Raw genomic sequence first — 24,056 nt, forward strand, 5'->3', positions numbered from 1 at the left:
CAGAAGTCGACGTGGCACCCTTCGGCCAACGGCCGGTGGCATTCCCCGCACAGTGTCGGCTGGATCTCCGATTCCGGCTGTCGGTGTCCCGGCCGGTTGGATGACGCCGCGATCGCAGCCTCCATTGCGCATGGGTTCTTCGGTTCGGGAGCATCATCGTGGTTGAAAGACATTATGGTTTTCCCCTTTTCCCTCATGGCCGCCTCGTCGCGGCCCCTGCCTTTACCTCATCACGCGATACCGGGTCGCCGGCCGCGCGATATTGCCGGGCATGCTTCATCGCACGACCTGCATCCTTGGTATTGATAACGTTTGCTTTATGGCGGATGCAGGAATCGTGTTCCTGTGCCCGTCATCGAATCGGATCGTTGTTGTATCCCCCATGCCCACCATAACATCCCACTTGCGCATGGCTGCACCATAATGCCTAGAGATACGAGGAATTCCTTTAATCCAGTCCGTCGAAACGGGGTTTTCGCGAACGGGATCCATGTGAATCCATCAGGGAAACCACTTAATGCGAACGTTCGCAATATATATGTGGGTACACTGTCCTCAACACGGATCGAGGTGGCCTATGACACGTGTGAAGGGACAATGCTCATCACTATGGAGGAGCTGGATCGGCAGCTGGCTCACGGACAGGATCGGGCTCCGGTATGCGTCCGCGGAGTCCGCGTACTACAGCTCCCGGGTCATGGCCTTCGCGGCCTATGTACGACTCGACCCCGACGAGGTGACCCCGGAGGATGTGTCCGCATGGCTCAGCAGGAAACACGCACCCGCAGGTTCGGTCCATGATGACCGCAAGATACTCGAGTCCTTCTTCGGGTGGGTCGCGGACACCATGCTGCGGGACAATCCCATGCCGTTCGTTCCCGAGGCACGAAGGGAACGGTTCCGCCCGACGGCCTCCGAGGACGACATGGAGCATGGCCGCACCCATTGGGACGTGCGCAGCAGAATGATGGTCGTCCTCGCCGGAGACATGGGACTGCGCCGCGGCGAGATCGCCCGTCTCCGAGGCGAGGACCTGACACGGTTCGATGACGGCGGATGGGGCCTGCGCATCCATGGCGAAGGCTCGCGCGAACGGATCGTACCCGTAGCCGAACCTCTCGCCCATGCGATTCTGGTCAGAGGTTCCGGTTTCACATTCCCCGGGGAACGTGGCCGGGCCCATGTATGCGAGGACACAGTCAACCGGATCATCCATGAGGCCACCGGCTGCTCACCAACCGCCCTGCGACGTAGGTTCGCCCAGGTCTCCCTGTCCCAGACCGGCGGGAACCCGCTCGTCGTAGCCGAGCTCATGGGCCAGAGCGTCGAATCCGTGCTGTCCCTCGCCCTCGTGCGCGACGTCCATAACTCCGGGAACGCCGTCATCAGGGCCATGAACGGCCGTTGACTCGTCTCCGATTCCGACACCGGAAACCTCGGGATCGGAGGCCGGCGAATCCCCGGACAGGGCACGCCGGTCGTACAGCACGGCCGTTTCCCTGTCGCTCAGGGAGAACAGCCGTTTCACCTCCGCGCGGGAGACGCCGAACTCGTCCGACAGCTCCCTCAGCAGAGGACGGATGCGCCCTGCCGCCTGCAGATACCGGTCGATCTCGTCGTAAAGACGACCCAACAGCGCACGCCGTCTCTCCAGTCTTTGTCTCTCCTCCTCCATCGCCTGCGCCACCCATTGCGCCCTGGCCTTGGCTGTCTTGCTGGCCGCCATCATCACTCCCCTCGACGTCGTTGTCGTAAACCGGTCGGGGACCATCGTCCCTCCCGTCTTCGTGTTGAATGTCTTCCACACGAATGGAAACGAGGATAACCAGCATGCACTGCACCGATGGTCACACCCGGTTTTTGAGGCTCCGTGACGACACCGTCGTCACGTCAGAGGAAGGAGCAGCAAGCATAGCAACCGTACGTACGGTTGCGGGCGATCCCGGCCGGGATCGCCGACCGGGACACCCGGAACCCGATAGGCTCGCGCCATGAGCTGGCAGGCGACTCATCCGACCCGCTGCGTACGCAAGGCGGTGACGTTCACCCCGGAGGAATGGGACCAAGCCGACCGGTTCTATCGGAAGGTTCGGCGAGCCCGTGGCGGCGAACTGTCGTTCTCGGCGCATGCGAGGAGGCTGCTCATCGACGCACGGGTCGTCACGGTCACGGTCGCCCTCGATCCGGACAAGGTACGGGCGGATATGGCTCGCATCGGCAACAACGTGAACCAGATCGCACGTCGAGCCAACACCTACGATCACTTGTCCTCCGACGATATCGGCCGGGTCTTGGCGGCGCAGGACGAATTGCGTGCGTTGTTCATGCGCATGTGCCGCGAACGCGACGAGCAGCTCGCGGCACAAAGGTGAGGAGAGGCCATGGCGGTCGTCAAGGTCGGGCAGATCAAGACCACGCTGCATCTGTCCATCGCGTACATCATCAATCCGGACAAGACCGAGGGAGGAGCCCTGGTGACGGCGAACTATTCGGACATGGTCTCAGATCCGTCCGCACTGGCCGAGGCGATGCTGGAGTCTATCGACCGGACGGCGGCGGGCAGACGGGACGGCGGGGTGCTGGCCCATCATGTCATCCAGTCGTTCAGCCCGGACGACAGCCGACGGTTGACCGCACGGCAGGTGCATGAGCTCGGCATCGCCTTCGTGGAGGAGATCACCGGCGGCGCCCACCAGTATGTGATCGCCACGCATGTGGATCGTGACCATACGCACAATCACATCATCATCTGCGCGGCCAATACGGAGACCCGGCGCAAGCTTCGTGTCCAGAAGCACACGCTCGGCGCGTGGCGGGAGGTGAGCGACAGGTTGTGCCGGGAGCGTGGGTTGGATGTGCTTCCTCGACGGGACCGCAGCCGGACACGGGACGGGCTGAGGACGGAGCGTCATGGCTTCGGTCTGGGTGAGTTGTATGCGTCGGCCAAGGGGGACGCGGTCAAGGACCGCATCCGACTGGCGGTCGATGCGGCCGCCGCCGCGTCCGTGGATTTCGACTCGTTCTCCTCGGCGTTGGGGCAAAGCGGCGTCAGGGTCGATGTGCGCGGACGGCATCTCACGTTCACCGATGTGGCGAGCGGGTTGAAGGTCCGCGATGTTCGGCTTGGCAGGGCCTATGATGAGCCGAACATCATGGCGCGCATCGGACGGAGCACCGTCACGCCGATCAGTTTCAACCGCAGGATGATCGCGGCGTCGGATGATGGCATGATGCGCGTCTGGCTGCCCGGCACACGCCGGCGTCTGGCCCTGACGGTCCCGGCCGTCGCCATCGTGCGGGACGGCGACACGTATCGCGCGTACCTGCCGACCGCATCCCCATGCGTCATCACCGATCGGCGAGGCCGGTATGTCCGACGAATCAAACCGGAGGAGCTGTATGCGTTCTTCTCCCGGCCACCCATCCGTCTGGAGCCCGCGACGAGGGAACGACAGTTCACGCCGGGCAAGTCGGAAGCGCAACGCAACTGGTATCGGATGCAGGCGAGGAAACTCGACCAGCTGCACGATCTGGCCGACGAGCTCAACACGGCCACACGGCTGAAGCGCGACGACGTCTCGGTCGATGACGCGATCCGGGATGTGACGGACCGCATAGCCTCCGAACGTGAGGCGTTCCAGGCGCTGCTGGTGGCGTTGGATGAGAGCACGGATGCCGAAACCGCAGACGGGGTTCGATCCGGCGAGCTGGCTCGTGAGCTTCGGGACAGGGAACGCCGGCTTGACCGGCTGGCCAATGAACTCGACACGTTGCGTCGCCTTCGTCTGCGGGTGAGGCAATCCGAATCGGTTCCGTCGCATCGAACGCCATGAATAGTCGTCGGCTGCCACTGCCAATCACGTAAAGGAGGAGTCAGGCATGATCGAGGAACGTTTGGAAGACGTCGGACGGCAAACCACGATGGAGGTCACGCGCACGGGCGCCGGACTGACGTTGCGTGTGGGAGAGTGGACCGCCGCATGGTTCCTGCGGGCCGGGGCGCGCGCATTCAGCGGGATGAGTGACGCCGCGCGACAGGTGGCGCATACGGGACGGATGAGTGAGAAACGCTTGCAACGCGCGGCCAACGGGGACATCCACATCTTCGAACTGGACAGGGAGCAGGTGCGCGCGGTCATGTCCAGTCTTGACCGCGCCGGGGTCCGTTATGCGGTGGAACGTGGTGAGGACGCGACGTGGGTGCATTTCGAGGGTCGGGATCTCGATCATGTCACACATGCGGTCAGGAGGGCGCTCGGTGACGTCGGCTACGAGCTGCGCCTGATCGGCCATGACGCGAAGGTTCCGGACCAATCGCCGGAGAGCACCGAATCCCATTCAAGGAACCAGCCGTCCCAAACCGCTTCCGCACCGAAAGAGGAGAAGATCAGCAAGGAGGACACCCTCAACGAGCTGCATGAGCGCATCGACAGAAAACTGTCCGGGAACACCGGCCAGACGATCCCACCCCGTAAGCACGAACGGACCCGGAGCCGATAGCCGTTATCCCGTGCGATGCCCCGTACGGACGCCATCGCACGTCGAAGCAAAACCCGCGGCAGCAGTGTCGGTCACGACAGTCAGGAGCCCATCATGGCAGCACGCCGATATCTCATCGTCCGAGGAACGTTGCTCGACGATCCCCGTTACATGCTGGCCGCTTCGGGAACGGAGTCGGTCCGGCTGCGCGTCGGCATCCGTATGCCGGATGGTCTGGTCGAACCTGTCCGGGTCGAGGCCGGCGACGTCATGCCCGACTATTGCCGGGAGCGACGTCTGACACAGGGGGATCTCGTGGTCGTCAGCGGGTGGGCCCGGGAACCGGAGCCGTCCCGCTCGATCATGGCATCCCATGGCGTTCTCCCCGTTGACCGGGAGATACTGATCCAAGCGGACATGATCGCGGCCGGAACCTCACTCGATTGGAGGCGAGGGACATGAACGACGTCGTCTCCCCTCCCCTGTTTTCCCGTATCCTGTGCGGCGAGCATGGCGTGGGATCGGTCGAATGGCGGGGCATGCACATGCTTGTCATTTCTTATGGCCAGGCGATGGAAGACGACCGGGCCGACAAGCATCCCATCGCGCCCGACGTCGATGGCGGGGACGGGCAGACCGTGTCCGGCGGACGGCGGCATGGCCGGTCCGGGGACGCTGCAGATGACCTGACCCCGGCATCACCATCAGCCCCGGAAACTTCCATGACCGTCACACCCGAATCGTCCTCGCAGACATATGCCACCCCGCTCACACGTGACGATGTACTGGAATCACTGCACAAGCTCACCGCATCACGATTGCGTGCCCGACAGGCGGCGGGACGTGAAGGCCGAAGCCTCAGAAAGGCGTCGCGATGAACAGGCTCCTGCGTCTCCTCATGCCGGCCACGCTGGCCGTACTGCTGTTCTGGCTTGCCAATCGGATCTCGATGCAGGTACGGTCCAATCTTTCCGCGGGCCTCGGCCTGGCCCGTGCCATCGACGGCATGTTCGATGGCATCCTCACGGATCCCCTGCGACTGTCGTTGGACCGGACTGACTTGCTCGCGGGCGTTGCCTCGATCCTGGCCGCGGGACTGGCGCTGTTGTACCGCTGGTCGATGCGGCGAGACCTGCGCGAAGGCGAGGAACACGGGTCGGCTCGCTGGGGAACTCCGGCCGACATCAAGCCGTTCTTTCAGGATGGCCGCCGGAACCTGCTGATGACGGCCACGGAATCATTGGGGTTGGATGGCAGGATCACGCAACGCAACCTGAACGTGCTGGTGATCGGATCATCGGGCTCGGGCAAAACCCGTCGATATGTGCTGCCGAACCTGCGGCAGACGAACATGTCGTATGCGGTCACCGACCCGAAGGGCGAGATCCGCGCCGCGGTGGGTAGCACGCTGCAAGGCAGAGGATATGGGATCCGCTGCCTTGATCTCATCGACCTCGACCGGTCCGACCGGTTCAATCCCATGCGATACATCGACCCGCGCGACCCCGAGGCCGGAATCCTGCGTCTGACGGAGAACATCATCTCGAACACCACGGGGCAGGGTCCGCGCCATGATTCCGGCGACGGGTTCTGGGAGCGGGCCGAACGCAATCTGCTGACTGCGTTGACCGCGTGGGTCCGGTTCGCGGAACGCGAGCCCGACCTGACCCAGGTCATGGACCTGCTGCTGCTCATGGACTCCAGCGAGACGGACGAGACGATGGTCTCGGACGTGGATCTGATGTTCGAGGCGGCGCGAGAACTCGTGGCCGAATACCGCAAGGCACCCGAACGGCATGACGCCGAATCACGCCAGACACTGGAGGGACTGGACTTCGCAGCCCGCCAGTATCGCAAGTTCATCCAAGGCGCGGGCGAGACGAAGCGTTCGATCATCACGTCGTTGGGCGTGCGCCTATCACCGTTGGAGGTCGGCAGCGTGCGGCGGCTCCTGTCCGGTGACACCATCCGATTGGATGAGATCATGTCGCGTCCGACTGCGGTGTTCCTCTCCCTGCCGGATACCGAGGGAACGTTCTCCGCGCTGGCCGCGATCTTCTACCAGTGCCTGTTCGAGTCCAACGTGTACCGGGCCGACCATGCCGACGAGGCATCCGGCGCCAAGCGAATGCAATTGCATTGCTTCCTTGACGAGTTCGCCAACATCGGGCGTATCCCGAACTTCACGCGGCTCATCGCCACCATCCGCAGCCGCGGCATCTCCTGTTCGGTCATCATCCAGAACTACGCTCAGGGCAAGGCCATGTACCGGGACGATTGGGAGACCATCGTCGGCAACTGTGATTCGATGCTGTTCCTCGGCGGCACGGAAACCAGCACGCTGGAATGGGTGTCCAAACGGCTCGGCTTCCAGACCATCGACGTCATGGACGACGGCGAAAGCCGCGGGGTCAATGGCACGTACAACATCAGCTGGCGACGCACCAAGCGCGAGCTCATGCAGCCCGACGAACTCGGCCTGCTGCCCACCGACGAATGCATCTACATCCTCCGAGGCGTCCGTCCGTTCCGCAGCCGCAAAATACCGACAGGATAACGACAGACATTATTAACACATCGGCATAAGCCAATCCGATTGCTCAACAGTTACCATTTCTAATGGGTCCTCGGCTCCCAATATCGAGCGAAGACATGAGTTCACTATCTGTCACAGATCAAAGTCCATCATGCGGACTGGCCTTCGAACTTTTTATGAAAAGCATAAAACTCCTCACATTGCTAGGAGTGACGTACTGCCCATACATCAATATCTTTCCTCTGTTCATCCATTCGTAACATAATGCACGAGTCGCGAGAGGAATATCGTCGTTACATTCATTCGATAAGGAGAGTCGGTCATGTCTACCACACAAGCTCAAACGACAGGCATCGGCACAGACAGCATCACAGCCGCGAAAAACACGGAACAGTCCGTGCAGGACAATGACTACACGCTTTCTCGCGTTCCTGCCAACGCCAAGCAGCCGTTCTGGAAGATTCTGGTGATTCGCATCGGCAGCATCTGCTGCGTCTCCCAGCTGGTACTCGGCGCATCCCTTGGCTATGGCATGAGCTTCTGGGGCGCGTTCTGGGCGACCATGCTCGGCTCCGTCTTGCTTCAGGTCATCAGCTGGGCCCTCGGCACGGCGGCCGCGCGCGAGGGTCTTTCCACCAGTCTGCTTTCTCGCTGGACCGGTTTCGGCAAGATGGGATCCGCCATCTTCGGCGGCGTGATGGCCATCTCCATGGTCGGTTGGTTCGGCGTGCAGAACTCCGTGTTCGGTGAAGGTATGGCCAATATCCTGTCTTTCACGGACTTCCTCGGTAAGCTCGAGACCCCTGTCTGGTCGATTGTCACCGGCATCGCTATCACCGTACTCGTGGTGTTCGGCGTCAAGGCCATCGCCAACTTCGCCACTGTGTTCGTCCCGCTGTTCATCCTCGTGGTGCTCTATGCATCCTTCGTGATGTTCCAGTCCAATCCGCTCTCCTCACTGTTCAATACGCCAGCACCCGGCCCTGCCATGTCTTTGGGAGCTGCGACCACCATGGTGGCCGGAGGCTTCATCGCCGGTGCCATCTGCACTCCTGATTACGGACGTTTCCTGCGCAATGGCACCGAAGTGTTCTGGATGACCCTCATCGGCACGTTCGTCGGCGAGCTCGGCATGAACCTGCTGGCCGTTCTTCTGGCTCACGCCACCGGCACGAACAACGTGGTCGACATGATGATGGCCACCTCCGGCGTAATCGGCGTACTCATCGTGGTCGCGTCCACCGTCAAACTCAACGACATCAATCTGTATTCCTCCTCGCTCGGCCTGTCGACGATGGTCAATGCGCTGTTCAACCGCAAGCTCAACCGCAACGCATTGGTGTGGGGACTCGGCATCGTCGGCACGTTCCTGTCCGTCATCGGCATCATCAACTACTTCACCGGTTTCCTGACGCTGCTTGGCGTGGCCATTCCCCCGGTAGCAGGCGTGATGGTCATCGACTACTACATCCTGCGCCGCGGCCGCAAGGATCTCGAAGCCACCCGAGATGCCGGAACCCTGCCGGAAAGCGTTGAGAAGTGGAACCCCGTGGCTCTGATTGTGTGGGTCATCGGCTTTGCCGTGGGCGAGGTGACCAGCATCTACTCCATCGGCATCCCCGGCTTGAATTCGCTGATCATCGCCGGTCTGCTGTACTGGGCGATCATGGTCGCCTACGCCAAGGCCAAGGGCGTGGAAACCGTTGAATTCGCCCGTACCGAGCAGGTGTTGTAAAGGACAACCGCATGACGAAGCAGACGGCGCGTATCGTACTGGCGCAGTTCGAAAGCGAATTATGCGATCCTCAAGCCAACATCGCCAAGGCCCTGCCGATGATCCGGCGGGCCGGCGATGCCGGGGCCGACATGATCGTTTTCCCGGAGTTGTTCACCACCGGCTATGAGCTGAGTATCGTAGGACCGCACATCACCGAGCTCGCGGAGTCGATTGATGGTCCTACAATCACGGCCTTACGCGCCGCTGCAAGGGATTCGAACCTCTACGTGGTTGCGCCCATCGCCTTGTACCACGAAGATTTGCCTGGAGTGCCGTTCAACAGCGCCGTGCTCATCGACCGCACAGGTGAAATCGCCGGTGTCTACGACAAGCAGCATCTGTGGGCATTGGAGCGCTTCTACTTCCGCGGAGGCAACGGGTCTCCTGTATTCAAGACGGATTTCGGTACCGTCGGTATCATGATTTGCTACGACATGGGATATCCGGAGGTCGCACGCATGCTGACGCTCAAGGGAGCCCAAATCATACTGTGCCCGTCGGCATGGTGCGAGCCCGATCATGACGTGTGGGATATCAACGTACCCGCACGCGCCCTTGAGAACACGGTTTTCCTCTGCGCAGTCAACCGGTACGGCCTGGAGAAAGACCTGTATATGGGCGGGCATACCAAGGTCTGTAATCCTCGAGGCCGGGTCATCGCCGAGTTGCCTGATGAGGCCGAGGGAACACTCACCATTGATTTGAACCTCGATGAGATTATCGCCCACCGCCAGACCAGCCCGTATCTGCGGGACCGACGGCCGGAACTGTATTCGGACATGCTCCTGCCCTGAGCAGCGTCACGCGCGATAATTGACCGGCGGAGTCGGCAACGACAAGCCCAAAAGCACAAGCATGTAAGTGCACAAAGAGAGAAAGACAAGGAGTGTCATCCCCTATGCCACAAACGGAAGCGGCAGTTACGTCTCAGGAGCCGAGCTTCGAATCGGACAGCCTCTATATCCCCGAATCCGACCGCCGTGGATGGTGGTCCATCGCCTGCATCTGGATCGGCAACTCCATCAACGTCTCCACGCTGATGACCGGAGCCATCCTTGGTGCCGGGTTGACCCTTTGGGATGCGTTCTGGGCCGCGTTCATCGGCTTCGGCATCATCCTGGCCTACATGTGCTTCGTGGCCATGGAAGCCACCGACACCGGCCTGCCCACATCGGCCATGTCCACCGCCGCATTGGGCCGTAAAGGCGGCCGCTACATCATCTCCATCATCTTGGGCATCTCGCTCATCGGATGGTTCGGAGTCCAGGCGGCCGTCTGCGGAGCATCGTTCTCCCTCATGGTCGGCAAACTCGGACTGAGCGTCTCCCCGCAAATCGCCTCGATCGTTCTGGGCGCTCTCATGTTGGTCACCGCCATCCTCGGCTTCGACGGAGTCAAGTGGGTGAACTACATCGCGGCACCACTACTGTTCATTATCTGCGCATATGGCCTGTTCTCCTCCCTGTCGGGCACCGGCTTGGGAACCCTGACCGCCTATGTACCCAAGGAGAGCATGGGACTGGTCGCAGGCATCAACATCGCCGTCGGTTTCTTCGCCGTCGGCGGCGCCACGGTGGGCGACTTCACCCGTTACGCGCGCGATCGCAAGGGCGCCGTGCTTTCCAGCATCATCGGCATCTGGCCCCCGATGGTCATCCTGCTCATGATGGGCGCGATGCTGTCCATCGTCAAGCCCGAGTCCGGCGGCGACATCTCCCAGATCATGGCTTCCATGGGTCTTGCAGGCGTGGCGCTGATCGCCCTGGTGCTTTCCACCTGGTCCGTGAACGTCGGCAACGCCTACTCCGCAGGTCTGGCTTTCGCCGTCATCGCCGATAAGGGCGACAAGGGCTACCGCGTGTCCACCGCCATTGCCGGTGTTCTTGGCATCGCACTGGCCGCGGCGGGCATCATGGATTACTTCCAGATGTTCCTCACCGTACTTTCCGCGATGATTCCTGCCCTTGCCGGATCGATGATCGCCGACTACTGGCTGGTGCGTAAAGCCCGCCCCGAGAACTTCCGTCCGCTTGACGGTTTCTCCGTGCCAGGCCTGGTCTCGTTCATCGTCGGTTCGGTCGTCGCTCTCATCACCGGCGGCACCTTCTCCTCCGTACCTGCCCTCGCCTTCCTCGATCATCCGTTCTTCCTAGGGCCGGTCAATGGCATCGTCGTGTCCATCGTGCTTTACGTGATTACTTACCGCCTGATGAAGCTGCCCAGTTTCGATGGTTCCATCCTGCTGACCCGAAAGGAGCGCTGACATGCGTCATCTGGTTTCTTCGGACATCCCCGATATCGCGCTCGGCTCCTCACTGCTCGGCGCGGGCGGTGGCGGCGACCCCTATGTGGGCAGTCTCATCGCCCGTCAGGCATTGGACAAGGCCGGAAGCATCGAACTGTACGACGCCGACGAGGTCCCGGACGAATGGCTTGTGGCCACCATCGGAGGTGTGGGCGCGCCGAGCGTACTCGCTGAAAAAGGCATCAACGGCTGCGAAATCACCAACCTGCTCGCAGCACAGAAGGAACAGCTCGGACGCAAACTGGACGCATTCGTACTCTCGGAAATCGGAGGCATGAATTCGGTCATTCCAGTTGCAGCATCCGCCATCGCCGGCATTCCCCTGGTCAACGTCGATGGCATGGGCCGCGCCTTCCCCGGACTGCAGCAGGACTCCTACAACATCGCCGGCGTGCACACTTGGCCGATGGCCTTCGCCGATGAAAAAGGCAACGTGGCCATGCTGACCACCGTCGACAACGATTGGATGGAGAATCTCGGCCGCGCCACCGTGGATGCAATGGGAGGCCAGGGCATCGCGCTCGGCCAGTTCATGTCCGGCAAGACCATGAAGCACGCCGCCGTTCGCGATTCGCTGACCAAGGCCCAATTCATCGGAGAAACGATTCGCCATATCAAGGACATCGCCGCCACCGAAGGCTATCCAACTCCCCGCGCCGCCCTGTTCGACAAAATCGGGGCAGTCGGCCTGATCGAAGCGAAAATCACCGACGTGACACGTGAGACCCGTGGCGGTTTCAACTTCGGCCGCGCCGAACTGGAAGGCATCCGCGGTTCCAAGACGCATACCGGTGCCATCGAATTCCAGAACGAGAACCTCATCGCATATCTCGACGGCAAGCCCGTGGCCACCACCCCTGATCTCATTTGCCTGGTGGATTGCGACACCTTCATCCCCGTGACCACGGAAACCCTCAAATACGGCAAGCGCGTCATCATGTTGGTCCTGCCCTGCGCCCCGGTATGGCGCACGCCTGCGGGCATCGACTTGGCGGGGCCACGCTGGTTTGGCTACGACCTCGATTACATCCCGTTCGAGGACATCGAGACCGTGCTGTGACATGCCTTGGCAGGAGCAGTCCGCCAAGGGAACCATCAATGAAAGGACACGCGATGAGAACCATCGGCGTTGACGAAATCAACGACATCGCCTTGGGCGCCGCATTACTGGGCGCGGGCGGTGGCGGCGACCCCTATATCGGCCGGCTCATAGCCTTACAGGCCGTCAGGGAATGCGGGCCGGTCACGCTTATCGAGCCCGACGAGCTTCCCGACGACGCGTTCATCGCCCCATGCGCGATGATGGGCGCCCCGACCGTGATGACCGAGAAAGGCAGTGGCCGCGATGATTTCGACCGCCTGTTCGACCTGGTCGAACAGTATTCCGGCCATAAGGTCTACGCCACCATGCCCATGGAGGCCGGCGGCGTCAATTCGATGCTGCCCATCGCCGCAGCGGCCCGCCGAGGCATCCCCCTGGTCGATGTGGACGGTATGGGCCGCGCCTTCCCGGAACTGCAGATGGTCACCTTCACCATCGGCGGAGCTTCCGCCACCCCGCTCGCCTACAGCGACGAAAAGGGCAATGCCGGCGTGATGAGCAACGTCTCGAACAAATGGACCGAAGATATCGCACGTTCAATCACCAACGTGGTCGGGGGCCAGCTGATGATCTGTCTGTACACCATGAGCGCGCAAATGTGCCGCCAGTGGGGAGTCAAGGGCATCATCACCAAATGCGAGCAATACGGCAAGGCCATCCGCTCCATCAAGGAGGGACTGGCCGACACAACCACCGAACAGCGGTTCCTCGAACTGACCGACGGCTACCGTCTGTTCAGCGGCAAGGTCGTGGACGTGCTGCGCGAGACCCGCGGCGCCTTCAACTTCGGCAAGGTCGTACTCGAAGGCATCGGCGGTGACAAAGGACACAAGGCCGCGGTCGAATACCAGAACGAGAACCTCCGCTGCGAAGTGGATGGGGAAACCCTCGCCACCGCCCCCGATCTCATCTGCCTAGTCGACCACGACACATACACGCCGGTACCGAACGAGGCCGTGAAGTACGGCAAACGAGTGCTCATCGTCGGTCTTCCGTGCGCACCGCAGTGGCGCACGGAAGAGGGCCTCAAGCTCGTCGGCCCACGATACTTCGGCATCGATACCGATTACATTCCCGTTGAAGAACGTTCGAAGCGCAAAGGAGAGTGACCATGTACAAATTGGGAATCGACGTGGGCGGCACCAATACCGATGCTGTCATCATCGATGAGGACATGAATGTGGTGGCCGCCGTCAAGCGGCACACCACCCAGGATGTGTACGGCGGCATCATGGATGCCGTGGATGCCGTACTGGAAGAGTCGGACGTGGACGCCGCGCTCATCAATCAGGCCATGCTCGGCACCACGCAGTGCACGAACGCCATTGTGGAACGCAAGGGCTTGTCGCCCATCGCCATCCTGCGCATCGGCGCACCTGCCAGCGAAGGCATCCCGCCGATGGTGGACTGGGATGATTCCATCCGCGCCGTGTGCGTCGATTGGACGATCATCGGCGGCGGATTCGAGTTCAACGGCAAGCGTCTCAACGAATTCGACGAAGAAGCCTGCCGTGCCTTCCTGAACAAGGTCAAGGGCAAGATCAAGGCATTGGCCATTTCCTGCGTGTTCTCCACCATGCGCAATGATGACGAGGCCCACGCCGCCCAGATCGCCCATGAGATCCTCGGCGAGGACTTCCCTGTATCCATTTCCAGCGAAATCGGATCGATGGGTCTGATCGAGCGCGAGAACGCCACCATCCTCAACGCGGCCCTGACCGAAGTGGCGGAACGCTTCACCGACGGCTTCGCCCAAAGTCTCAAGGACAAGGGCATCGTCAACGCCGAGGTCTACCTCTCCCAGAACGACGGCACCCTCATGACCATCGAGAACGCCCGCCGCTACCCGATTCTGACCATCGCCTGCGGCCCGACCAACTCGATTCGAGGCGCAAGCTACCTCACCAGGCTCAACGACGCCATCGTCATCGATGTCGGCGGCACCACGTCCGACTTCGGCGTGCTCTCCCACGGATTCCCGCGCGAAAGCGGCGTCGCGGTCGACATCGGCGGCGTACGCACGAACTTCCGCATGCCCGACGTCATCTCCATCGGCCTGGGCGGAGGCTCCATCGTGCGCACGCACGATGACGGCACCGTGACCGTCGGCCCCGATTCGGTCGGCTACCAAATCACCGAGAAGGCGCTGTGCTTCGGTGGCGACGTCATCACCGCCACCGACATCGCGGATCGCTTGGGCAAGGCCTCCGTCGGCGACCCCTCGCTGACCAGCGGCATCGATCAGGAGGTTGCCGAGAAGGCATACGCGGTCATGCGCGAAATGGTCGAAGACGCCATCGATTCCATGAAGATCTCCAGCGAACCCATCGACGCCATCCTGGTCGGCGGCGGCTCCGTGCTGCTCCCCAACGATCTGGCCGGCACCAAGTCCGTGGCCTGCCCGGAATTCGCCGGATGCGCCAACGCCATCGGCTCCGCCATCTCCAAGGTCTCCGGCATGTTCGAGAAACTCGTCGACTACGAGGAAATCGGCCGCGAGGAGGCCCTCGAGCACGCCCGCCAGGAGGCGATTGCGGCCGCCATCCGCGCCGGCGCCGATGAAGCGACCGTCGAGATCATCGACTCCGAAGACGTGCCGTTGGCCTATTACCCGGGCAAGACCAGCCGAATCCGCATCAAGGCCGCCGGCGACCTTCGCATGGTGACCAAGTAGGAGGAGGATTCATGCTGTTGCGTCAGATGCTGGAGATGTATGACCTATTGGATACGCCGCAGGCCAACGGCGACGCCGTGGCCTCACTGCTGCGTGAACGCGGTGCTGATGATGTGACCGTACACACCATCAGCACGGACCGCGGTTCCACCGATTGCGTCAAAATCATCATTCCCGGCCGCACGGGCAAGACCGTTGGCGGGGACTCCCCCACGCTCGGTATCGTCGGCAGGCTGGGCGGCATCGGCGCACGGCCTGGTCTCATCGGACAGGTTTCCGACGGAGACGGAGCGCTTGCCGCGCTGACCGCCGCGCTCAAACTAGCCGAGATGCACCGCAACGGCGACGTGCTCGACGGCGACGTCATCATCGGCACGCACGTGTGCCCCGACGCACCTACGATTCCCCATGAGCCGGTGCCGTTCATGGACTCCCCCATCGACATGGCCACCATGAACGAGCAGGAAGTCGACGAACGCATGGATGCCGTGCTCTCCATCGACACCACCAAAGGCAACCGCATCATCAACGTCAACGGATTCGCCATCTCGCCCACCGTGCTCAAAGGCGCGATCCTGCCCGTCAGCAACGATATGCTGGACATCATGACCCGCACCACGGGCCGCATGCCACAGGTGTTCGCACTGAGCCAACAGGACATCACCCCATACGGCAACGACCTGTACCACCTCAACAGCATCCTGCAGCCAGCCACGGCCACCTCGGCCCCGGTGATCGGCGTCGCCATCACCGTGGAACAAATAGTGGCCGGCTGCGCCACCGGTGCCACGCACGGCACGGATGTGGAGGAAACCGCCCGGTTCGCCGTCGAGGTGGCGAAATCCTTCACCGCTGGCCACTGCTCGTTCTACGACAAGGACGAATACCAGCGCCTGACTTCGCTGTACGGCGGATTCGAACGCTTCCAAACGTTAGGGAATATTGACTGATAGACAGTCAACTCGATAAAGCCTGACGAAAGGGGACATATTCCGAACTGAATGGACCGGGATATGTCCCCTCAATTGTTTCTGATGTCATTTAATATGTACCGGCCCAGCTTAATCTTGGAATTTTTCCACGATATAGCGCAAGGCACGACTACCGAAATCGTATCCTCATCCCTTCATTGCGGAACCAGTCAGCAGCGCTTTCTCCTCTTCGCTCAATGGCGAGAGGTATGCCTCGGACGGCATTTGGCTACCTGCCGGATCGTTGGCCGGGTCGAAGTACGCGCCCACCATCCACAGAGGCACGTTGGTGAGCCAATCCTGTTCCCGATATCCCTTTATCGAGGTCCGATACCCGTGCAATCCGGTTTCGTTGCACATAGTTCGCAGGCTCTTCGCGTGCACGTTCGTTTCGGCCTTCGCCTCCAGAGGTGCTGGTTCGCCGTTCCGTTTGACGATGAAATCAACCTCGCCCTGCGCGTTGGGACGGCTCCAGTAGTAAGGCGTGACGTCAGAAGCGACAAGCTGCTGGCATACATACTGTCCAATCATCGCGCCCTTGTATTCGACCAGTGCGTCGTTGCGCAGCAGCACATCCGCGAGGTCGACATCCATGTCGGCACCGAGCAATCCGACATCGAGCAGGTAGAGTTTGAATGCCGAAAGGTCACGGTAGTTGCGCAACGGCAGCGCCGGCTTGTCGACGCGGTATACGCGGCTGGCCAATCCGGAGTCGGTGATGACCTCAATCGCTGCCTCGAAGTCCTTGGCCCTAGCTCCTCGCTGGATGTGCCCGAAGATGAACTTGTGGTTCTCACGGCCAAGGTGGGCGGGGATGGAGTCAAAGGCGAGCCTTGTTCGTTCCAGCAGGGTCTTGTTGGTGATGTGCTTCGAGAAGTCCTTGTCGTACTCGTCGAGCAGCTGCGATTGCACCCGACGTGCTCCTTCATAGTCGTTGTCACCCGCGACGAAAGCGGAAACCGCTTCGGGCATGCCGCCTATGTATAGGTACTGCCTGAGCCGGCGTTCGAGACGATTGCCGAACAGTTCCGCACGCCGCATGTCCAATTGCTCCACGACGCGCGCCAGCGCCTCGTCACCGACCGCATGCAGAAATTCCAAGAAGGTGAGCGGATGCATGTCCTTGAGATCGACCTTCCCGACCGGGAACGACCGTCCGGCATGATATGCGACGCCCATGTACGAGCCGGCTGCCGCAATATGTTGTTCGGGCGTCTCCTCCTTGAAGGCCTTCATGAGCGTCAGGGCAGCCGGAACCTCTTGTATCTCGTCTATGACGATCAGCGTTCGCCCCGGCATGATGCGCGTTCCGGTGAATGCATGGATGTTTTCGATGACAGACCGGGCGTCATAGCCGGCCGCGAACACCTGTTTGGCGTCATCCCTCATCAAGTTGAGGTAGGCGCAATTATCGTAGCGGCGCTTGCCCAAAGCGGTGAGCGCATACGTCTTGCCCACCTGACGGGCTCCGCACAACAGCAGAGGAGAACGGTGGCCGCTGTCAGACCATTCATCAAGCCATTGGTCAATGGCGCGGTACATCCTTCACTCCCCGTTTCATCACTCCGGCATTGGTATGCCACCATGATACCAGAAATCACATTTTTCTGAAGGAGTTAGCATATGTTTTTCACACTTTTCTGAAGGAATTAGATATGTGATCAGGCATTTTCATGAAGGAAGTCCCTCTTCTCGCAAATCGGCACGGGAGCAAGCTCGCTCATGAAATGTGCTCAGACCACAAAAACTCGCTCATGAAATGTGACGAACGGGGAATCTTCGCTCACGGAATGAGTGAACAGCCGGAAAGTACGTCGTACTCAAAGTAACGGTGGGCGGTGCCCTCCAAGAGCATATGTCACTCGAGGAAAGGAAGCCGCCCATCGTCAGTGTCAGGCAACTGGCTCTATTCGACGCTTGACACCGGATCGATGACCTTCTGCTGTGCTACGTCGATGAATCCATGGTCGGTGACCGCATAGGCAGGTACGGCGGCGAGACTGATGAACGACAGGAAGATGAACGGGTCGGGGATGCTGCTGCCGAGTTCCTTGGCGGCGGCATTCAGCCTGTGCTTGTCCGCGGCGAGTTCCTCGCCCGTCTTGTCGCTCAACAGGCCGAGGACCGGGAGCGGGACTTCCGCCAGGACCTCGCCGTTCCTGACCGCGACCTGCCCTCCCTGAAGTTCGGCGACCCTGTTGACGGCGAAGGCGAGATCCTCCAGATTGGTGCCCACGACGATGATGTTGTGGTTGTCATGGCCGACCGACGAGGCGATGGCGCCTTCCCTGATATGGAATCCGCCTTGGAAGGCCTTGCCGATGTTGCCGTTCTTTCCATGGCGTTCGACCTGTGCGATGTAGAGGACGTCCTGGTCGACGTCGCTTTGGATGACCCCATCCCTGACCTCGAGCTGCGCGTCCCTGCGCTGGGTGATTGCTATCCAGGGGAGCACGTCGGCCACGATTACGTTCGCCTTCGATGCGGTCTCATCCACGTGGATGGCGAAGTCGTCGGCGGTGACCGGACGTTGCAGGTGGACCGTGTTCAGCAGTCGCGGGGTGTGTTCGGCGACCGGGCTCGGAGCGATGATCCGACCGTCTCTGGCCTTCAGCTGGCCTCCGGCTATGGTGGCCAGGACCTTGAAGTCATCCGGACCGGTGGTGATGTTGATGTCCGCGCGCAGCCGTGGCGCGAGTGCTCCGACCTTGGTCGCGATTCCGGAGGCGTTCGACGGGTTGATGGTCACGAACTGGATGGCTTGGATGAATCCCGCCCCCAGTTTCAGGGCGCTGCGCACCGCTTCGTCCAGGTGTCCCCGGTCCACCGCATCGGTGGTGCTCAGATCGTCAGTGATGATGCTGACACGTGAGTCGTTGAGTTTCTTCTCCAGGACCACTGGCAGCAGCTGTCCTATGCTGCGTGCGGCGGACCCGTCGCGCAATAGCGCGTAGGCGCCGTTTCGGAGTCGTTGGATTACGTCGTCCGCGCTGATGGCCTCATGGTCGGTGGTGACGCCTGCTGCGATGGCCACGTTGAAGTGCTTCTGGTCCAAGTCGGGCAGATGTCCGTGGACAACGTATTTGTGGGCGAGCGTGTCGTCTATGGCCGCGAGCAGGTCCGGGGTGCGTCGCCAGATGTATTCGCCGACCGTTTCGGACAGGCCTGCCGCCTGGGGATGATCGAGTGCCTTGCTGATGATCTCGTGGTTGAAGATGGCGCCGCTGGTTTCCAAATTCGGGGAGAAGGGGACATGGGAGGGCACGATGTATTCGATGTTCAGACCGGTGTCCGCGTTCTCGGCGAGCACGTCCTCGATGGCCGGTTCGCCGGCGACCACGCCGACCTCGTGCAGGTCGGTGACGATGGTCGTGGTGCCATGCTCCAGGACGAGGTCCGCGAATTGGCGTATGGCGAGGCTGGTGGATTCCGGGTGGATGTGGGCGTCCACGAATCCGGGCGTGATGTAGTTGCCTTCGGCGTCGATGATTTCGGTCTGTTCGCCGATCGTATATTCGATATCCCCGATGGCGGCGATCTGGTCGCCGTAGATGGCGACCCCGCCTTCGTAGATCTCGCCGGAGAGCACGTTGACGATGTTGCCGTTGATGATCGCCTTGTCGGCGGGACGTTCGCCGGCCGCGACGTCCAGTAGTTCCTTCGACATGGGTTTCCCTTCTGCTTGTGAGATTGACCGTTTTCGTATGTTCAGGTGTCCGAGCTGCCGACACTCACTTTTCGACGACCAGCCTCCCTTGCACCCATACCTGTCGGATATTCGAGGCTTCCGATAGGTTCATGATCTTCTGGAAGATGTCGAGCGGCGCCTCATCCTTGTCGAAAATGGGGAGAGGATTTTCCCTGCGGCGTACGTCCACAACCTGGGCGTCCCATGCATAGCCCGGCTCGAGTCTGCCGACCGGAAGGCCCAGGGCCTCTCCCCCTCCGGCCGTGGCCAGATAGAACGCCTGGTTTAGCGTGAGGGCGCTGTCCGGCACGCCACGGCGGTCGGCGGCGATTGCGGCGTTCACCCCCGTTTCGAGCATTCGCGACGAGATGACGGATTGGCGGATGGTCTCGTACAGGTTCGGGGTGAAGCCGCCCGAGATGTCCGATCCCAGGCCAACTTTCAATCCTTGGTCCAGGTATTTCCGGACAGGAGCCACCGCGCTGGCGAAGAACGCGTTCGAATGCGGACAATGGGATACGACTGCACCGGCCTCGTGGAAGAGTTCGATGTCCCGGTCGGAGAGATGCACGCAATGGCCGAGGATGCTCCTGTCGGTCAGCAGGCCGAATCCTTTGAGCACCTCAGTGTCGCTTCTTCCATACCTTCCGAATGCGTAATGATGTTCCCATTCGCCTTCGCTGCAATGCGTTTGGATGTACGCGGTGTCGTGATGCCGTTCGGCGATGCTTCCCAACCCTTTGAGCACCTCGTCCGTGCAACTGGGGATGAACCGCGGGCTGATGACCGGATATACGCCCTGGCGGCTTGTACGGCTGATATCCTCGACATCCCTGATGAACCTCTCCGTCTCGTCCAGTCCGGATCGCGTGGAGGAATCCCGATAATAGTCGGGGTTCGCCTCCGGATCGTCCATGACAAGACGTCCGACCAACGCGCGCTGCCCCTTCTCGGCGGAGATCCGCGCCAGTTCGACCGATGCCTGTCGATGGATCGTGGCGTAGTGGACGACGGTCGTCGTTCCCACCGAGAGCAGTTTGCCTACCAGGTTCCCATACACCGTCCTCGCATATTCGACGTCCTCGAACCTGGCTTCTGTCGGAAACGTGTATTTGTCCAGCCACACGTTCAGAGGTTCGTCAAGCCCGGTGCCGGTCTGCGCCCATTGCGGGGCGTGCACGTGCGTGTCCACGAAGCCTGGCAGCAGATATCTGCCGGCAGGAATCCTCCTGTAGAGCCCAGCCGCTTTCAGCTGGCGGCGACGATCATTGAAATCTCTGTCATCCGAACGAATCGTTTCGCTGATCATGCCATGTTCGTCGATGAGGAACAGCGTATCCGGGAAAAATCTCACCCGGTCGGGGCTTTCAGGAGCGAATCCCCGTGCTTCTACCGCCAATACAACCGTCATGCCGAATCCTTCCCGCTCATATGCCCATATGCTTGGTCACTGTTCATAGGTGTGGACGCGTTCGGTGACGCTGATGGGAGGCAATTTCTCTCCGGCCGCAATCTCCACCGGGATGGTGTTTCCTACCGGGGGTAGTGGGCAGGTGACGTAGCTGGTGACGGCGCAGGGGAAGAACACGAGCCGGTTCAGGTCGAGCGTTCTGTCCTCGATGAGGTCCTTCAACGGCTTTCGTACATATCGGCCGGCCCCGTAGGTGGTCTTCCCGCTGGTCGCGTCGCGCAGGTGGATGTAAGCGCTGGTCCCTTCCGGGGTGTCGTATCCCCAGACGTGCAGCGGGTATTCCACCCCGTCGATGGTCACGGTCACCGTGCCCAGTTCGTCGAACGATTCCCGGACGCCTTTCTCCACCGTGGGGTATGCCGTCCTGCCATCGCTGTCCGGCACGAACGAGGCGGAGACGATCCACTTGTCATCGAGGGGATACGTTTCGATGTCGTCTATCTGCTGTTCGGCCGCCTTGCGCGGGTCATGCACGCGGATACTGACTATCCGCTCTCCCCTATCGTTGGTCCGCTCCACCGCCTCCAGTTCGATGTCATGGTAGAAGACGGGGACGCTGGATCCTTCGACGCTGTATTCGTTGTAGCCCAGCGGAATCTCGGTCGGCCCGAAGGCCCGCTCATGGTTCACTTCGATGCCGTCACCGGACTCGTCGGGCAGGTAGACGACATCGCCGTCACTGAGCAGCCACTCTCCCGGAATGCCGTCGATGACAGTCGGCTGCCCCTCTTTAAGCCACACCTGGTCGGAGAGCGACAGCCAGCTGTGCGGGGCATTGAAATCGTCCACGCGGTCCCGGTGCCATCGCTCCCATTCCGCCCGATATTGTTCGCTCACCATTGATATCCCCTTCGCTGTCCCCATGAAATGATGCAAGACAATTCGTCTTGGCATGGGAAGATACCCGGTGATGGGGCGGGAAACACCCTTACCGCCATCGGAATAATCTATGGGCTCCGATCAAGCCGTTGCGCGGACTGGATTCGATACCCGCCTATCGGTTTCGTGTATAGGCGCGCCGCCTCGTCCTGAACGTGCATGTGCTTTGATGGCTGGCATCACCTGCAGTATGGAAGGCCATAAGGTGAGGGCACCCATGGATTGTCGTATCGGGGGTTACGCATCCATCCGCGAAGAAGGGAAAAGAACAATGGGAAACATCGCAAGGACCATAGGAAAGGCCGCGGCAATCGTCTCCTGCGCCGCTTTGCTGCTGTCAGCCGGAGCCTGCGGCGCGCAGGCATCCGCCGCCAGTCAGGACAACGGAAGCGGTGAGGCCGGGCAGTCCAGTGAACTCGCCCGAGTCAAAAAGGCAGGGAGCTGATCTTCGCCACCGAGGGTACGTTCGCTCCCTTCAACTACCATGACGCGGACACGAACGAGCTCACCGGATATGACGTGGACGTGGCCAAGGCGGTGGCCAAGGAAATCGGCGTCAAGGCGACCTTCGTGGAAGGTGGATTCGACTCCCTGCTCGCCGGAGTGGATGCGAAGAAGTACGATACCGTGGCCGACCAGATCAGCGCCACGAGCGAGCGGCAGAAGAAATACGATTTCACCGACCCCTATACGTACTCGTATGGTGTGGTCGTGGCCAACAAGGGCAACAACACGGTTCAATCGTTCGATGATGTCGAGGGCCTGAAATCGGCGCAGACCGGCACCAGCAACTGGAACCAGATAGCCCAGGAGAAAGGCGCCTCCATCGTCCAGGTCGGCGACTTCAGCCAGTCGGTGATCGCATTGGAGTCCGGTAGAGCCGATATCTCCTTCAACGACGGGCTCGCCGTCATCGACTACCTCAAACAGCACCCGGACGCGAAAATCAAGATCGCTGCGAAATCCGAGAAAACACCATCGGCGCAGTTCCCGTTCAGGAAAGGCAGCGATGACCTTGTGGCAGCCATCGACAAGGCCATTACCGACCTGCAGAAGGATGACACTTTGACCAAGATTTCCGAGAAGTACTTCGGAGAGGACTTCTCCCAGAAGTAGACACCCATGGGGGTTCCCGGATCGTTCGTTCTTAGACGGTCCGGGAACCTCTGGTTTCACTTCCTCTCAGTAACACGGATAGATAGAAATATTCGATTACTATCGGAGTCTCTTTTTCTATCGAATATTCATTTATTTTTAATGGATTGCATATCTTCCGCAACGGGTCTCTCTACGTTGCTACCGCCGACAGACGGTTCCCGTTCCTCGACAATCAAACCGGAGGAGCCCGACCGACGGACGGGGAAACCATCGTTGGCTTCGGGCCTATCCCGATACCACCGGGGATAGGCAGACCGCAAAGCGAAGGCGGCGACTTCCAAGGAAGTCGCCGCCTCACATCATCCCGTATCAGCGTCGCACGATTAGGCAGCGCACGCATTCACTAATCCAACGATCTCCTCCGTCGACCGGATGTCAGCAAACCATGCGGCAAGATTGTTGATCGCGCAGTTATGGGCGAAATCGGACACATCCGCATTGGCGTCGGCGGCCACGATGACGCGGAATCCGAGCTGCTGGGCATCCCTTGCGGTGGACGCGCTGCAGCAGGAGGTCAGGGTGCCGGAGACGATGACGGTATCAATGCCATGTTCCTTCAGAACCTGCAGTGCGTTGGAGGAGTCTCCGACGAAGGCGCTGAACCTCGTCTTGTCGAGGACCACATCGCCTTCTCCTTCCCGCACGTCAATGCCCGGGTACAGGTCATGCCAGTGCGTTCCGGGTAGGAAGTCGGCGACTTCCTTCCTACCGAATTCCGGATCCTGGAACCGTTCGAAGTAGCAGCTCCATGCCGAGGTCGTCGAGGTGGTGAACCGCAGGAAAACGTTCAGGCCGCCATGCGAGCGGACGGCCCCGCTGATGGAGTTCACGTTATCCACGATGTCACGCGCCGAAGGGGTCTCCAGCAGTGCGCCCTGCTCCAGGAAGCCGTTCTGCATGTCCACGATGAGATGGGCGGTGCGCTTGGAATCGATGTCCGTGAAGGCGTATTCGCGATTGCCTTTCAGCGCCCGGTACCCAGCACGCACCGATTCGTCGATAATCGTCTTATGCAT

At 60.8% G+C, this 24,056-nt stretch carries 21 protein-coding genes; 16 read left to right on the forward strand and 5 right to left on the reverse strand.

Annotated features, from left to right (window positions below; translation table 11 throughout):
* Positions 1 to 577: 577 nt before the first annotated feature.
* From KIH81_RS05300 to KIH81_RS05365, 14 genes are all read left to right on the forward strand, one after another.
* On the forward strand, positions 578 to 1,408 hold the full coding sequence (locus tag KIH81_RS05300) for a tyrosine-type recombinase/integrase (protein ID WP_214304408.1): 831 nt from the start codon (positions 578 to 580) through the stop codon (positions 1,406 to 1,408).
* 583 nt (positions 1,409 to 1,991) lie between these two features.
* Positions 1,992 to 2,372 carry a MobC family plasmid mobilization relaxosome protein gene (locus KIH81_RS05305; RefSeq protein ID WP_214304409.1) on the forward strand — a complete coding sequence of 127 codons (381 nt, stop codon included), beginning with the start codon at positions 1,992 to 1,994 and terminating at the stop codon, positions 2,370 to 2,372.
* A 9-nt stretch (positions 2,373 to 2,381) separates the two neighbouring features.
* Positions 2,382 to 3,833 carry a relaxase/mobilization nuclease domain-containing protein gene (locus KIH81_RS05310; protein WP_214304410.1) on the forward strand — a complete coding sequence of 484 codons (1,452 nt, stop codon included), beginning with the start codon at positions 2,382 to 2,384 and terminating at the stop codon, positions 3,831 to 3,833.
* Positions 3,834 to 3,879: 46 nt separating this feature from the next.
* The gene (locus tag KIH81_RS05315) at positions 3,880 to 4,500 is read left to right on the forward strand and encodes a DUF3801 domain-containing protein (RefSeq protein ID WP_214304411.1); all 621 of its coding nucleotides are present in this window, start codon (positions 3,880 to 3,882) and stop codon (positions 4,498 to 4,500) included.
* A gap of 93 nt (positions 4,501 to 4,593) precedes the next feature.
* The gene (locus KIH81_RS05320; protein WP_214304412.1) at positions 4,594 to 4,941 is read left to right on the forward strand and encodes a hypothetical protein; all 348 of its coding nucleotides are present in this window, start codon (positions 4,594 to 4,596) and stop codon (positions 4,939 to 4,941) included.
* Complete coding sequence (locus tag KIH81_RS05325; RefSeq protein WP_214304413.1) at positions 4,938 to 5,357, forward strand: hypothetical protein; 420 nt, start codon at positions 4,938 to 4,940, stop codon at positions 5,355 to 5,357. The genes KIH81_RS05320 and KIH81_RS05325 overlap by 4 nt, the downstream gene beginning before the upstream one ends.
* On the forward strand, positions 5,354 to 7,036 hold the full coding sequence (locus KIH81_RS05330) for a VirD4-like conjugal transfer protein, CD1115 family (RefSeq protein ID WP_214304414.1): 1,683 nt from the start codon (positions 5,354 to 5,356) through the stop codon (positions 7,034 to 7,036). The genes KIH81_RS05325 and KIH81_RS05330 overlap by 4 nt, the downstream gene beginning before the upstream one ends.
* A gap of 301 nt (positions 7,037 to 7,337) precedes the next feature.
* Entirely contained in the window at positions 7,338 to 8,750 is a 1,413-nt protein-coding gene (locus KIH81_RS05335; protein WP_214304415.1) for a purine-cytosine permease family protein, read from the forward strand.
* 11 nt (positions 8,751 to 8,761) lie between these two features.
* On the forward strand, positions 8,762 to 9,586 hold the full coding sequence (locus tag KIH81_RS05340; RefSeq protein WP_214304416.1) for a nitrilase-related carbon-nitrogen hydrolase: 825 nt from the start codon (positions 8,762 to 8,764) through the stop codon (positions 9,584 to 9,586).
* A 104-nt stretch (positions 9,587 to 9,690) separates the two neighbouring features.
* Positions 9,691 to 11,055, forward strand: a complete 1,365-nt coding sequence (locus KIH81_RS05345; RefSeq protein WP_214304417.1) for a cytosine permease — start codon at positions 9,691 to 9,693, stop codon at positions 11,053 to 11,055.
* A gap of 1 nt (position 11,056) precedes the next feature.
* The gene (locus KIH81_RS05350; protein WP_214304418.1) at positions 11,057 to 12,157 is read left to right on the forward strand and encodes a DUF917 domain-containing protein; all 1,101 of its coding nucleotides are present in this window, start codon (positions 11,057 to 11,059) and stop codon (positions 12,155 to 12,157) included.
* A 53-nt stretch (positions 12,158 to 12,210) separates the two neighbouring features.
* The gene (locus KIH81_RS05355) at positions 12,211 to 13,308 is read left to right on the forward strand and encodes a DUF917 domain-containing protein (protein WP_214304419.1); all 1,098 of its coding nucleotides are present in this window, start codon (positions 12,211 to 12,213) and stop codon (positions 13,306 to 13,308) included.
* Positions 13,309 to 13,310: 2 nt separating this feature from the next.
* On the forward strand, positions 13,311 to 14,873 hold the full coding sequence (locus tag KIH81_RS05360; RefSeq protein ID WP_214304420.1) for a hydantoinase/oxoprolinase N-terminal domain-containing protein: 1,563 nt from the start codon (positions 13,311 to 13,313) through the stop codon (positions 14,871 to 14,873).
* Between the two features lie 11 nt (positions 14,874 to 14,884).
* The gene (locus KIH81_RS05365; RefSeq protein ID WP_214304421.1) at positions 14,885 to 15,823 is read left to right on the forward strand and encodes a DUF1177 domain-containing protein; all 939 of its coding nucleotides are present in this window, start codon (positions 14,885 to 14,887) and stop codon (positions 15,821 to 15,823) included.
* A 168-nt stretch (positions 15,824 to 15,991) separates the two neighbouring features.
* On the opposite strand, the gene KIH81_RS05370 is transcribed toward KIH81_RS05365, so the two are convergent.
* From KIH81_RS05370 to KIH81_RS05385, 4 genes are all read right to left on the reverse strand, one after another.
* Positions 15,992 to 17,386 (reverse strand): ATP-binding protein, encoded by a 1,395-nt coding sequence (locus KIH81_RS05370; RefSeq protein WP_214304422.1) that lies wholly within the window; start codon positions 17,384 to 17,386, stop codon positions 15,992 to 15,994.
* A 364-nt stretch (positions 17,387 to 17,750) separates the two neighbouring features.
* Positions 17,751 to 19,511 carry an adenine deaminase gene (locus tag KIH81_RS05375; RefSeq protein WP_214304423.1) on the reverse strand — a complete coding sequence of 587 codons (1,761 nt, stop codon included), beginning with the start codon at positions 19,509 to 19,511 and terminating at the stop codon, positions 17,751 to 17,753.
* Positions 19,512 to 19,575: 64 nt separating this feature from the next.
* Positions 19,576 to 20,943: a guanine deaminase gene (gene guaD / locus KIH81_RS05380; RefSeq protein ID WP_214304424.1), complete on the reverse strand. Its 1,368-nt coding sequence runs from the start codon at positions 20,941 to 20,943 to the stop codon at positions 19,576 to 19,578.
* 36 nt (positions 20,944 to 20,979) lie between these two features.
* Positions 20,980 to 21,843, reverse strand: coding sequence for a DUF1684 domain-containing protein (locus tag KIH81_RS05385; RefSeq protein ID WP_214304425.1), 864 nt, complete (start codon positions 21,841 to 21,843; stop codon positions 20,980 to 20,982).
* A 310-nt stretch (positions 21,844 to 22,153) separates the two neighbouring features.
* Here KIH81_RS05385 and KIH81_RS12055 point away from each other — a divergent pair, with 310 nt between their 5' ends.
* Positions 22,154 to 22,327, forward strand: a complete 174-nt coding sequence (locus tag KIH81_RS12055) for a hypothetical protein (RefSeq protein WP_236029301.1) — start codon at positions 22,154 to 22,156, stop codon at positions 22,325 to 22,327.
* A complete protein-coding gene (locus KIH81_RS05390) occupies positions 22,327 to 22,998 on the forward strand; it encodes a transporter substrate-binding domain-containing protein (RefSeq protein WP_338024740.1) in 672 nt (223 codons plus the stop codon). The genes KIH81_RS12055 and KIH81_RS05390 overlap by 1 nt, the downstream gene beginning before the upstream one ends.
* A gap of 365 nt (positions 22,999 to 23,363) precedes the next feature.
* Here KIH81_RS05390 and KIH81_RS05395 read toward each other — a convergent pair whose 3' ends face one another.
* Entirely contained in the window at positions 23,364 to 24,056 is a 693-nt protein-coding gene (locus KIH81_RS05395) for a cysteine hydrolase family protein (protein ID WP_214304426.1), read from the reverse strand.

The sequence above is a fragment of the Bifidobacterium miconisargentati genome, from assembly GCF_019331675.1.
Classification (GTDB): Bacteria; Actinomycetota; Actinomycetes; order Actinomycetales; family Bifidobacteriaceae; genus Bifidobacterium; species Bifidobacterium miconisargentati.